The 13,645-nt window shown below is 38.1% G+C and carries 8 protein-coding genes and 1 riboswitch; of the genes, 2 read left to right on the plus strand and 6 right to left on the minus strand.

What is annotated here, in order from left to right; translation table 11 throughout:
• Window positions 1-110: 110 nt before the first annotated feature.
• From thrA to G6N06_RS13745, 3 genes are read right to left on the minus strand one after another with little or no spacing between them, the layout of a single operon-like run.
• The gene (gene thrA / locus G6N06_RS13735) at window positions 111-3,506 is read right to left on the minus strand and encodes a bifunctional aspartate kinase/homoserine dehydrogenase I (protein ID WP_163517338.1); all 3,396 of its coding nucleotides are present in this window, start codon (window positions 3,504-3,506) and stop codon (window positions 111-113) included.
• Window positions 3,507-3,959, minus strand: a complete 453-nt coding sequence (locus G6N06_RS13740; protein ID WP_163517339.1) for an OsmC family protein — start codon at window positions 3,957-3,959, stop codon at window positions 3,507-3,509. It abuts the gene before it with no gap.
• 14 nt (window positions 3,960-3,973) lie between these two features.
• Window positions 3,974-5,278 carry an O-acetylhomoserine aminocarboxypropyltransferase/cysteine synthase family protein gene (locus G6N06_RS13745; RefSeq protein WP_163517341.1) on the minus strand — a complete coding sequence of 435 codons (1,305 nt, stop codon included), beginning with the start codon at window positions 5,276-5,278 and terminating at the stop codon, window positions 3,974-3,976.
• Window positions 5,279-5,397: 119 nt separating this feature from the next.
• A riboswitch (SAM riboswitch) is annotated at window positions 5,398-5,520 on the minus strand.
• 407 nt (window positions 5,521-5,927) lie between these two features.
• On the opposite strand from G6N06_RS13745, the gene metK reads away from it, so the two are divergent.
• Entirely contained in the window at window positions 5,928-7,220 is a 1,293-nt protein-coding gene (gene metK, locus G6N06_RS13750) for a methionine adenosyltransferase (RefSeq protein WP_163517342.1), read from the plus strand.
• Between the two features lie 127 nt (window positions 7,221-7,347).
• Here the strand turns inward: metK and G6N06_RS13755 are convergent, their stop codons facing one another.
• From G6N06_RS13755 to G6N06_RS13765, 3 genes are all read right to left on the minus strand, one after another.
• On the minus strand, window positions 7,348-8,895 hold the full coding sequence (locus G6N06_RS13755) for a M20/M25/M40 family metallo-hydrolase (RefSeq protein ID WP_163517344.1): 1,548 nt from the start codon (window positions 8,893-8,895) through the stop codon (window positions 7,348-7,350).
• Window positions 8,896-8,965: 70 nt separating this feature from the next.
• Entirely contained in the window at window positions 8,966-11,722 is a 2,757-nt protein-coding gene (locus tag G6N06_RS13760; RefSeq protein ID WP_163517345.1) for a TonB-dependent receptor, read from the minus strand.
• Between the two features lie 43 nt (window positions 11,723-11,765).
• Window positions 11,766-12,641 (minus strand): GLPGLI family protein, encoded by an 876-nt coding sequence (locus G6N06_RS13765; RefSeq protein WP_163517346.1) that lies wholly within the window; start codon window positions 12,639-12,641, stop codon window positions 11,766-11,768.
• Between the two features lie 222 nt (window positions 12,642-12,863).
• Here G6N06_RS13765 and G6N06_RS13770 point away from each other — a divergent pair, with 222 nt between their 5' ends.
• Window positions 12,864-13,643: a hypothetical protein gene (locus G6N06_RS13770; RefSeq protein WP_163517347.1), complete on the plus strand. Its 780-nt coding sequence runs from the start codon at window positions 12,864-12,866 to the stop codon at window positions 13,641-13,643.
• Window positions 13,644-13,645 lie beyond the last annotated feature (2 nt).

The raw sequence follows: 13,645 nt of genomic DNA on the forward strand, positions 1-13,645 counted from the left end.
GTTTTTTTTAGCCACGAATTCACGAATGTTTTTTCGGTTGGTGTAGCCTTAAAGACCTGTCAGGTTTTAAAAACCTGACAGGTCTGAAAAGGTCTGCGAAACATTCTTTTCTAATTAATATGTTTTGACAATCTTAAGATATCTCCAAAAACACCTCTTGCCGTCACCTCCGCTCCTGCCCCCGCACCTTGAATGACAATGGGTTGCTCGCCATAAGATTCTGTGAAAATCTCAAAAATGGCATCGGAACCTTTGATATGGCCTAAAGTGCTATCCAATGGAATGGATACCAGTTTAACTTCCAAATTCCCTTTGTCTTTAGATAAATCGCCCGACAAATCGCCTACATAGCGCAGCACATGACCTTCTTTTTGTTGGTCTTTTATGGCTTGGAATTTGTCATCCAAAACCTCCAATTGCTTCAGAAACTCTGAAGTTGGAATCTCTCGATAGTCTTCCGGAATAAGATTTTCAACAGAAATATCCTCAAATTCATTCTGCAAATCGAGTTCTCTTGCCAAGATCAATAGTTTCCTTGCCACGTCATTTCCTGAGAAATCCTCACGCGGATCTGGTTCGGTAAAACCTTTATCAATGGTCTCTTGTATAATCGTACTGAACGGTTTATCCTGTACTGAAAAATTATTGAACAAGTAACTTAAAGTACCTGAAAACACACCTCTAATTCTTGTGATATTTTCACCAGATTCATGTAATAGATTAATTGTATCTATCAATGGTAAACCAGCGCCAACCGTAGTCTCGTACAGGTAATTTTTCTTATTGTTATCTAAATTGCTTCTGAGTTTTGAATAGAAATCGTGAGAAATCGTATTGGCTATTTTATTGGAAGATACCAGATCAAATCCAGCCTCTACCAATGGGATATAATTTTTGTAAAATACAGAACTTGAGGTGTTATCCACAGCAATTAAATTCTCTAGGTGATGACTTTTTGCGAAATCAATAATATCCTGAACGGTATATCCTTTTGAAGTCTGTTCTAAATCATTCTTCCAATTATCGTCAGCTCCCTTTTTGTTCAGCAGCACTTGTTTAGAATTGGCAATCGCGAAAACATTCAAGCTGATCCCTCTTCGGTTTTCAATATCATTCTTTGATTTTAGAATTTGATTGATCAAAGCACCACCCACACCTCCGTGTCCGAAAATAGCAATATTGATTTTTTTAGAAATTCCAAAGACTTCGCCGTGGATTACATTAACAGCTTTATGCAATTGATTTTTTCTGACTACCAAACTCACGTTCTTACCCGTAACGGTGTTGTTGAACAACAACGGTGTGATCTGGTTTTTAATCAAGGCATTAAACGGCTTATGAAACGAGCCCAATTCAATACCAATAATTGAAATTACCGAGACGTCATCAATCACTGCAATTTTACTCACATCTTGCGAATAAAAGTCGTTTTCAAACTCACGCTCCAATGCTATAACCGCTTGGGTTGCCTTTTCGGCATCAATCACCAAGCCAATGCCACGCTCAGAAGAACCTTGTGAAATAATACTCACACTGATATTATGCTGGCTTAAGGCTTTAAAAATTCTGGCATCAATTCCAACCTTTCCTAACAAGCCTCGACCTTCAAAGTTGATCAAGGCCACATTATCCAATACAGATAAAGAAGTCACTTCCTTGGTATTGGCCTTTGCTGAAATTAAAGTGCCTTCATCTTCAGGATTAAAGGTATTTAAAATCCGAAGTTTGATGTTTTTTTCCAATAATGGAATAATGGTTTTGGCGTGTAAAACCGTAGTTCCAAAATTGGCGAGTTCATTAGCTTCTGCAAACGACAGTTCTCTTATTTTTTGGGCATCCTCAACCAACTCAGGGTTAGCCGTATAAATTCCGTTGACGTGTGTATAATTTTGTAGTTCTTCAGCATCTAAGTAATTGGCCAATAATGACGCCGAATAATTACTGCCGTTGCGTCCAAGTAAGGTAATTTCATTATTAAGGTTAGAGCCTATAAATCCAGTCACAATATTGACGGTTGTTCCACCAAATTGTTTAAAATGTGCCAAAACATTTTCGCGAGATTGCTTTTGAAGGGGCTGTGAATTAAGAAAATCACCTTCAGTTTTAATCAGCTTTGTGGCAAAGGTTGCATTTGCATTGATCCCTTCTTCTTTCAATAAAGCGGTAATCAATTTGGCCGAAATAACTTCGCCAGCAGCTAAAACCTCAGCTTTTATTTTTTCACTGTAGTCACCTAAAAGCTTGACCCCCTGAAATATGTTTTCCAAAGCTGAAAACTCTGCAGTGAAATCGACACGCGAAGACGGCCCTGATTGATAAGTTTTGAAGGCTTCAAATTCTTCCTGAAAATCTTTTCTTCGAGATGCTTTGGTTAAAATACTTTCCAACTCATCAGTTGCCTTACCACGTGCGGAAACGACAACCGCAATTCTCTCATGATCTTGTACTTTTTTCTTTATGATGGCGATGGTACGTTTTAGCCCTTCACCATTTGCTAATGATTTTCCCCCGAATTTTAATATTTTCATCTTTTTATGTGCGGTATGAGGTCTGAAAATAGGTTCAATAATTTTTTCCAATTGTTCAAATTCTATTAAAAAGGCATCGTGGCCATGGTCTGAATTAATTTCACTGTAAGTCACATTTGGATGGGTCAATGCCAATTGTTTTTGAGTTTCACGATTTTCTTCAGCTGTAAAAAACAGATCGGAATCCACCCCAATGATGGTGATATTTGAATTGATGGCATTTAGAATATCGGCGCTATCCCCGTTGTTCTTTGTCACATCAATTGTTTTTAGCAATTGATTCATTAATTTATAGGCAGATAATTGAAAGCGTTCCTGTAATTTTTTACCATGGTGCAACAGCCAACTCTCCACATTAAAGATTTTTAAATCGTCATTTTTGCTGCGTTGAAAACGTTCTTTAAAAGATTTAGGTGTTCTGTAACACAACATGGCATGCATTCTGGCATCGTGTACGGGATTACTTGAATTGACCAAAAACTGCTCTTGGATCTGGCAATTGGCAATGAGCCAATCGGTTGATTTCCAATCGGTTGCTACCGGAATTAAATGCTCGGCCAATTCTGGTGCTAAAAACGCCATTTCCCAAGCAATTCCACCACCCAACGAACCACCTATCAAAGCAAAAAGTTTTTGGATTTTTAATGCTCTCAATCCTTCCAAAAATAAACGGGCAATATCTCTTGCTACAAAATCTTTGTAGTTTTCGATCACAAAACCATCGTAGCCATTCCCCGGAATATTAAAAGATAAAATAGTATAAGCATTAGTGTCAATTACTTTATCAGGCCCAATTAAATCCAACCACCAACCTCCTTCACCTGCAACATTGCTATTGCCGGTTAATGCGTGATTAACCAGTACAATTGGCGCGCTTCCTAAAGCTTGACCAAAAAGTTGGTAAGACAATTTTAAAGAAATTGCCTTACCACTCTCCAATTCAAAATCTTGAATTTGTATGAAATTTAATTGTGACATTTATTGAACTTCATATTGTTTTTCAACACTCACGTTTACAGGAGTGCTATTGGTTAAATTGTCTTTTACCGGGCAGCGCTCTTGAACTATTCTTAACCATTCGGCCAAGGTCTCAATTGACGCATCTGTTTCTGGGACCAGCTTTAAATCTATTTTTTTAAAACCTGCCCTGTCATCACCAGGAAGTCCGAACAATTTATTGGCGTTGATATTTCCGGTCACCTCTATGTTTAACTTCGTAATTGTAAAGCCTAATTCTTTCGCTACCAAATGCCCAACTACGTTTAAACATCCTGCTAAACCCGCTAAAATATATTCAACCGGGTTGGCATTTTCATCCGTTCCACCCAAACCCTCAGGCTCGTCCACAATCAACTTGAACTGCCTAGTTTTGGCAACAAACTTTGCTGCAGAGGCACTTTCGCCCTGCACACTAAATATTAAATCGCTCATAATTTTGGTCTGGATTAGTTGGATGAATTATGTAAAAGTGTCTCACTCACGACTTTAAATGCCTGTTTTAAATCGGCTTTTAAATCATCAATATGCTCCAAGCCAACTGACAAACGGATTAAGTCCTTGGTTGTACCTGTTGTTTCTTGGGCTTCATCAGATAATTGCTGGTGCGTGGTACTTGCAGGATGGATGATAAGCGATTTGCTATCGCCAATATTTGCCAACAATGAGAACAACTCGGTTTTGTCCGCAATAATCTTTGCAGCTTCGTAACCGCCAACAACACCGAAAGTCACTAGTCCGCTTTTACCTTCAGGAAGATATTGATCGGCTAATTTTTTATAAGGACTGCTGTCCAAGCCTGGATAATTTACCCAAGTCACTTCTTCTTGTTCTTGCAACCATTTGGCCAGTTCCAAGGCATTTTTACTGTGTTGTTTGATACGCAATTCCAAAGTTTCCAAACCTTGAATAATTTGAAAGGCATTAAACGGGCTCAATGCAGAACCATAATCGCGAAGTCCTTCAATACGTACTTTCGCTATAAACGAAGCATTTTTCAAAACGTCGGTATAGACCAATCCATGATAACCCGGAGATGGCTCCGTAAACTCAGGAAATTTCCCATTGGCCCAGTCAAATTTCCCAGCGTCAACAATGGCTCCACCAATGGCCGTTCCATTTCCGTTGACATATTTCGTCAAGGAATGGATGACAATATCAGCCCCGTGTTCAATTGGTTTTACCAAATACGAAGTGGCCACTGTATTATCAACAAACAAAGGTACTTTATTAGCTTTGGCTACTTTGGAAATGGCCTTGATATCCAACACATCCAATTTCGGATTTCCTAAGGATTCGATAAAAATCACACGTGTATTTTCTTTTACTGCCTTATCAAAGTTGTCAGGATCTGAAGGATCAACAAATGTGGTGGTGATTCCATGTCTTGGCAAGGTCACATTCAACAAATTATAAGTACCTCCGTACAAACTACTTGAAGCCACAATATGGTCTCCCGTTCTCAAAAGCGTGAGCAACGATGTGGCAATTGCTGCCATGCCTGAAGAGGTTACAACTGCCGCGATACCACCATCAAGTGCCGCTAACCGCTGCTCTAAAATGTCATTGGTTGGATTATTGATTCGGGTGTAAATGTTTCCTGGTTCTGCCAATGCAAATAAATTTGCGGCGTGATCAGAATCTTTAAAAACAAATGCTGTAGATTGATAAATTGGTACGGCTCTGGTACCTCCATTGGATTGAACATCGTGTCCTGCGTGCAACGCTTGGGTTGCAAATTTTTGTGTACTCATTTTTCTAAATTTTTTGAGTTAATAAATGAATTAAAACAAAAGCCAATTGCGTCATCACTGACGAACCTAATAGAAAAATGTTAAAAAGAAAATTATAATTACAGATGAGTAATTACGTTTAGTTATCTATCCAATTACCTGATAAATGAATCAGTAATTAAGTAGAATTTAGCACCTTCTCCATTCCTAAAGGGTTGCTAAGGCTTCACCGGGTCTAATCCCTCCGCCTTTCTTGATAACACTTCAATAAGTTATTTGAACTTTGTGAGCACAAATATTGCAACACAAATGTTACAATTCCAAATTATAATTGAATTTTTTTTTAATTGCCTATGTTTTTTTGTTTATAAAATAAAACCTAACCCCCTATATTCATTGGGTATTTATCATAGACAATTATTTTGAATCTTTTTATAAAACGTTAATTTTAGCTCAAAAGAAATTAAAACTATTTGCCATCCATTTAATTTTTTTACTTTTGCCACTTAATAATAAAGAGGAAAGATTTGACTGATTGCAACCTCTTCTGAATCGGAAACTCCGAGGACGAGTCCCATAATCGATGTGGGATAAAAATGCTAAAGGCAGTGCAAACTACCTTCGACACGACACGTCAAATCTTCCGTAAACATATAATACACAAAAGGTTATGGCGTACTTATTTACTTCAGAGAGCGTATCTGAAGGTCACCCAGATAAAGTAGCGGATCAAATTAGTGATGCTTTAATAGACAATTTTTTAGCCTTTGACAAGGACTCAAAAGTTGCTTGCGAAACCCTGGTCACAACGGGACAGGTTGTTTTGGCTGGCGAAGTGAAATCACAAACCTATTTGGACGTGCAAAAAATAGCACGGGACACCATCAATAAAATTGGCTACACTAAAAGCGCTTATATGTTTGATGGCAATTCCTGCGGGGTATTTTCAGCAATCCATGAGCAATCTGAAGACATCAACAGAGGAGTTGATAGAGCCACTAAAGAAGAGCAAGGAGCAGGAGATCAGGGGATGATGTTTGGTTATGCCACCAGCGAAACCGAAAATTATATGCCATTGGCCCTCGATCTTTCGCATCGACTGATGATTGAATTGGCGGCATTACGCAGAGAAAATAAGGATATCACTTATTTACGACCAGATTCCAAAAGTCAAGTTACCATTGAATATAGCGATGACAACATCCCACAACGCATTGATGCCATTGTAGTTTCTACCCAACACGACGATTTTATAAAACCAAAATCAAATTCAAAAGCCGATATCGATGCTGCTGAAACTGAAATGTTGGAGAAGATCAGAAAAGATATTATCAGCATCTTAATTCCGAGAGTTAAGGCAGGACTTCCTGAGCATATTCAGGTACTGTTTAGTGATGATATTACTTACCACATCAATCCTACAGGAAAATTTGTTATCGGTGGACCTCATGGGGATACAGGACTAACAGGACGTAAAATCATTGTGGATACTTACGGTGGAAAAGGTGGTCATGGCGGTGGCGCATTTAGTGGAAAGGACCCAAGTAAGGTGGATAGGAGTGCTGCTTACGCGACGCGTCATATTGCCAAAAATTTAGTTGCTGCAGGTCTTTGTGAGGAAATCCTGGTTCAGGTAAGTTATGCTATTGGCGTAGTAGAACCAACATCAATTTATGTCAACACCTATGGCACTTGCCCTTTCAACTTGACCGACGGCGAAATTGCAGAAAAGATATTTGAGATTTTCGATTTACGTCCCGCGGCCATTGAAGAGCGTTTAAAACTTCGCCAACCAATGTACAGTGAAACCGCAGCTTATGGCCATATGGGTAGAGTTAATGAAACGGTTTCCAAAACCTTTGAGCAATTCAACGGAACAAAAATAACGCTTGATGTAGAGCTGTTTACTTGGGAGAAATTGGATTATGTGGATAAGGTGAAAGAAGCATTTGAAATTAATTAAAATTAAGACCGCTTCGCTTTAAGAATTAACCTGCCTGCCGGCAGGCAGGGAATCAAGACTTTATAAAGCATAAAAAAACCTTCAACGTTGCTGTTGAAGGTTTTTTGTTTTTTTATACAGGCTTAAATTAATCCAACCCACCTCTACGTTCTGGAGAACGCTGAGTTGGCCATTCCATTTGTCTACCAGTACGTTCGCTGACCGGCAATATGATTTTTTCACTTGACACTTTTGTCTCATCTTCACTTGCCATATAGGCTAAAATTGCAGTCAAGATGGCGTTGCTTCTTACATCGTCAAAAACAATTTTATCATAGGTGTCCAAGTTAGTGTGCCATGTATAATTCCAATATGACCAATTTAAAGAACTCAAGTTAAATGAGGGTGCTCCAACAGCTATAAAAGAGGCATTATCAGAACCACCTCCACTTGGTGAGCCAGGGAAATCCGTTTTAATATGTTTAGTAATATCTTTCGGAACTGCATTTAACCAACGCGTCAAATAATCATAAGCATGCAAATATCCTGCACCTGATAAATTAACCACACGTCCGGTACCGTTATCTTGGTTGAACACGGCTTGGATCTTATCCATCATTTCTGGATGGTCTTCAACAAAAGCACGCGACCCATTCAAACCTTGCTCTTCACTGCCCCAATGGCCTACCAAAATGGTACGCTTAGGGTTTGGGTAAAACTTTTTCAATAAACGCATGGCTTCCATCATTACCAAAGTTCCAGTGCCGTTGTCAGTGGCTCCTGTACCACCATCCCAAGAATCAAAATGTGCTGATAGAACAACATACTCGTCTGGTTTTTCACTTCCTTTTATTTGAGCGATCGTATTAAACGTTGGTGCCACTCCTAAATCTTTAGATTCGGCAACGATTTTTATCTTTGGTTTATTACCATATTCCACTAAACGATACAACATACCATAGTCTTCCAATTGTATATCCACAGTTGGAATTTTTTTGGTTCTTGATGCAAATATTTTATTGGCACCAAACCCTTTTGACCAATATGAAGAAACAATCCCTACCGCTCCTGCCTTCTCCAAAGCTTCATGAATGTTGCGAGTGGTGTATCCGGTACGTCGAATATTGGCATAAAATTCTTTGGATAAAGAATCACGCTCTCTTTTCATTTTCTCAAAAGATTCTGGTGTGGCAAATTCTTCCCAGTTATAGTCAGGCCTTCCAGTAATTTGGTATTCAGAAACCATGACGAATTTGCCCTTGGCATTTTTCAGCCAATTTTGGAAATCCATAGAATCTTTTACCGTAGGTAGTGTAACCACTTCGGCAGTGACTCCTTTTGGACCTGTACTAGGACTCCAAGCCAATTGTGTACCGGCCAAGCTTTGAACACGTGGTGAGATCATATCAATATGAGTAATGCCTCGCTCCCATGCCTTCCATTCGCCGTACTGTTGGTTTTCCGCTGGAATCCCCCATTTTTTATAGGTATCCACAGCCCAATCATGCGCTTGCTTCATTTGTGGTGTCCCAACCAAACGCGGGCCAATAACATCCATTAATTCATGCCCCAACACCTCCAATTGTGAGTTCTCATTGGCTTCTTTTATGATGTTTTCAATAACTGCATTTTTCTCTTGTGCAGTAACAATAGACATTGAGCACATTAGGAATGCCCCAAATAAAATTTTCTTCATGTTTAGTTTGTTTTATAATGTAAATTTAAGTGTATGAAAATACGATTATTATTCAAGATTTTAAATATTTTTAAAGTGAGTAAATAACTCTAAAGGTCACAAATCGGGGCAGAATAAAGGTCTCTGAACTGTAAACCGAAATATTATTGGAGCCGTTATTAATATTAGAATCTATATTCAATAAATTAGAGGCTTTTAATTCATATTCCCATTTGGCATCCTTATCTTTTCTATAGGCCAGACTTGCGTTCCATGTTTGGTACGAATCGGACGGACCAACATCACTGCTTTGCTTGGTATAGGAATAATCGGTTCTTGCGGTAAAGGCATTCCATATATAAGCATCAAATTCAATGGATGGTGCATTGGTTATAAACTTGGTGCTGTTTGTTCCTTGATTATTATTACTCACTCTGTATTGATATCTCAAAGACACATTTGGAGCTTTCTTAAAATTGGTCCTTAATTCTGGTGTGTAACTTTGAGAAAAACTTTCATTTACAGATCTTCGGTCCTGTATAAACTGATTGCTTTTACTGTAGTTATAATTCACACCCATGCTCGCTCTCAACTTGCCATAAGTACGCTGTATTCGACCAGATGCAGAGACACTTTCATCTGCAAAGTTTGAATTAAAGTAGGTGCTTGTTCTAATCACATTATCAAAATTAGTCAGTGATCTAATTTGGTCTATATTTTTATTGTAGTTAAGAAATGCAAAAATATTGGTGTAATTAAACAAGTTAAAGCTAAAGTAACGCAAACTCAAATTGTGCGATAGCGCATTCTGTAATTCTGGCTCACCGTATTGAATACTGTTATAGTTATTTAAAACCAGACCTTGAGCTAACCGCGTAACGTCTGTAAAAGAATTTTGCATACTATAACGAAAGGTTAGGCTTTCACTTCTTTTAAATTGAATCAAAGTTTCAAAATCGGGTAATACCCTAAAGAAATTATCTTCGTAAGTTTTGCCAAATTGGATGTTTTTATTGCCATAGGCATGAAGCGAGAAACCAGGTGTAAATGTAAATTTTCCGGATTTTAACCTGTAATGCACTCCCAAATAGATATCACTAAAATTGTATTCTGTGTCATTTTCATTGCGGAGAAGATTTCCTTCAATATCGGTTAAATTTGCAGTAGGATCAAAATAGGACCCATCGTCCAAAAATTGAAAAATATTGGAATTGAATTTTTGATTGCTCAAAATGGCTCCCAAAGTGAAATTGATATTGCTGGTAGCATTCAAAATATTATAATAGTCCAGCTTGGCATCGAGCTGGTTGGACTTAATACGTCGTTCTTGATTCAGATTATATCCAAATTGATCTCTGTTTAACCCTAAACTTTCCGCAGTGTTGTCAAAAGCATCTCTTTCATTTGGAGGAGCATCGTTGTTGGTGGGATCATTTACCAAAAGCGCATTGTAAAACGGGTCTTCGTCCTTGAGTAGATGCTGAGCTTCAAATGCAAAGATATTGGTTTCGTTTAATGTGTAGTAATAATTCACATTTTGATGGATACTAAAAGGCTTAGCCTCATCAAGTTGATCGGTATTTCCAACTACCGATGAAAATACATTATTGACTTCAGAGTCGCTCGAAATTCGGCCTAAGATATCATAGTCCAACTGATTATTGACATTGGGCTTGTAACGTGCACTGAACTTAGCCAAACCTTGATTTGTTGCTTCACGACCAGTCTCTACTTTTTCTTCGTCTGGAATTCCCAAATCTGAATCTGTATAGCGTACAAAGCTTTCTTGTCGGGTTTTCAATCTATTGCTATTATATATTGCAAATCCACTAATATCCAAGGCTTTATTGGGAGCATAACTGAAGTTGAGGGCTCCTAATTTCGATTCTATGGTTTGCGCATTTCCAAGATTGGTCAACCCCCCTAAACTGTTATCGCCAAGATTGATCCGTGTTCCACTACTGTTACTTGGACTTCTAAAACCGCCTCCAAAATTTCTAATATCACGACCGGTAAGTGCAACTTCACCTATATTATTGATGTCGCCAATAACGTTAATACTGTATTTTGGACTGTAATAGAACAGCTTGGGCTGCACCAAATACAACTCATCATTTGGCGATGGCGCAACACCACCTCCTGCAGTCACATCACCAAACCAAAAATTCTCCTTGCCTTCTTTCAATTTAATATTGATGGCGACATTGTCTTGATTGTTTTGCACACCACTTAATTGACCAACTTCGGAATAATTTCGCAAAACCTGTATTTTATCTACAGCACTTGATGGAATGTTTTTAGTAGCCAATTTTGAATCACCATCAAAGAAATCCTTTCCGTTTACCATTAATTTATTGACGACTTTGCCTTCAACTTCAATTTGTCCATCGGCATTAATTTCAACTCCTGGCAAATTTTTAAGGACGTCCTCAAGCTTTCTTTCTGTGCCTTTATTAAAAGAATCGGCGTTATAAGTCAAGGTGTCCCCTTTTATGGTTACGGGCATTTCATAGGTAAGTTGAATCTCGTCCAGAGTATTATCTTCCTGCATGGTGAAATTTTTGGTAAGATCAGACTCTTTTACGGCCAAAACTTCATCAACGGTTTTCATGCCGATATAACTCACCTGAACCAAGTAAGTAGTGTTTTTTGTAAGCGCCAATTTATATTGGCCCTGATCGTTGGTAATTCCGTAAGACTCTAAAGCTTTGGTCTCTTGATTGATGGCAATGACGTTGGCGAGTTCCAGCGGATTGCCGATACTATCTTTAACGACCCCTTCTACTTTTATTTGAGCAAATGAATGCCCTACTACTAAAAGTAGTAAAAGCGTGATGAACTTTTTCATTGTAATGTATTTGATGGATTAGTTTAGGTTAGGTAATTGTATTTTAACGACGGGAGCCACGACCTCTGCCACCGTACATTTCTTGCATTTCTTCCATTTTCTCCTTGACGATGTCCTCGTATTCCTTTTTGGTAACTACCTTACCTTTTGATGGTGCTTTAATCTCTGTTTTATCGGTGGGATTGATCTCAATTTTTGAACACAGAATAGTGGTACGGCCTGAATTGACTTCCAAAATCAAGCCTGGAAGTCCCCAATACTCGCCTGGACCCTGATTAACGGGAATTTGTGGTGTGTACCACGCGGTAACAAGAATTTCCTTTGGCACTTCAATTTCATCCATGAGATTGGTTGATTTTGCAGTGTCCTTCGATTTTTCACCCTGCCTTTGCTCGTTATCTCTATTACGACGTCTCATATTTGAAAAGTCCATGTCGTCAACTTTTTTAACAGCGGTAGCTTTAAAACAAAGGTATTGTCCAATTTGCTTCGATTCACTTTCCATTTTCCATTCCAGTTTCGGAATTGAATCCTTGATTAAAAATTGCTTTCCGAAGAATTCTTGGTCTTGAATCAACTGTTGGTCTTTTACGTTTTTATATTGTGCGCCAGCTGTAAAACTGCCCATCATACCGCCCCATCTACCACCACCCGCACCTGGTGCTGCCAACTTCTCCTCTTCTTTATAAATAGATTCCGTTCTATTGAAGCTTAGAATAAAGGTTTTCTCCAGCATGCTTTTCATACGTTCGGCCATCATTTTCCTTTGCTGTTCAGTCATTTGCTGACCACCAAAATTGCTCATATCCATAGTGGTTTTTGATTGGTAATAGGCTTTGCCTTGAAAGTCTTGGGCCATTATCGTTCCAGAAATCAAAAAGATAAAGCTGGCAAGTATTTTAAAAGAGTGTGATTTCATTGTATTCGTTTTGTTAGTATGATGTGGTTTAAGAAATATAACATTACAGTTGGACTATATAAACTCCAAATAGTTAAATCAACAAACGTTAAATTTTTCACAAAAACACCTGAGGAGAATATTATCGCCTTTCTCAAATTCTAATACTTTTACACTTTAGAGGCCTTGGCCATAAGTTAATTTGCTAATTTGTGGTTCGATTTTTGTAAATTTCAATCCATAATGAAAAGCCTTCTATATTTTTCCTTCTTTTTTTCGATAGCACTGTTTTCCCAAGAAAGAATCACTACCGAAATTATAGGTACGTTTCCCTTAACAGCGGATCAGCTTATCCATATTGATAATTTCGGAGCACTTTTCTATACCGTTGGCAACACTTTCTACAAAAAAGAACCCAACCAGAACTATAGTTACAGCAATGTGCAATTGGGAGCAATCACCTCAGCAAATGCTTTCAATCCTTTAAAAATCAATATGTTTTATAAAAATTTCAACACGGTTTTGATTTTGGACAATCGACTCTCTGAAATCTACAAAATCGATTTCAACAACATCCAACCTTATAAAAACATTACCCACATTTCTACAGGATCGGATAACACCATTTGGATTTTCAATCAGGACACACAGCACTTAGAGCTTTTTGATTATAAAACCAACAAAACAAGAGCCACTACCATGCCAGTAGAATCAAAAGTACTGGACCTTATGAGCAATTATAACTACAGTTGGCTGCTTACCGAAAAATTCTTGTACACCTATAATTATTTTGGAAGTACCATTTCTAAAATAAAAAATGACGGTTTCATTCATATCGCGGAGGACAACGGCAATTTAATTATCCAACGTGATCAGAAACTTTATTTTTTGGCCAAAGACACCCCCCAACTCATCCCTATCCACCTCCCTGAATTGTTAATAAAACAGTTTTTAGTAACCAATGAAAGCTTGTATATTTACACCGATGAAACGCTTCATCAGTTCCAACTAAAAATCAGATAAAT

Source organism: Gelidibacter japonicus, assembly GCF_010725055.1.
Lineage (GTDB): Bacteria > Bacteroidota > Bacteroidia > Flavobacteriales > Flavobacteriaceae > Gelidibacter > Gelidibacter japonicus.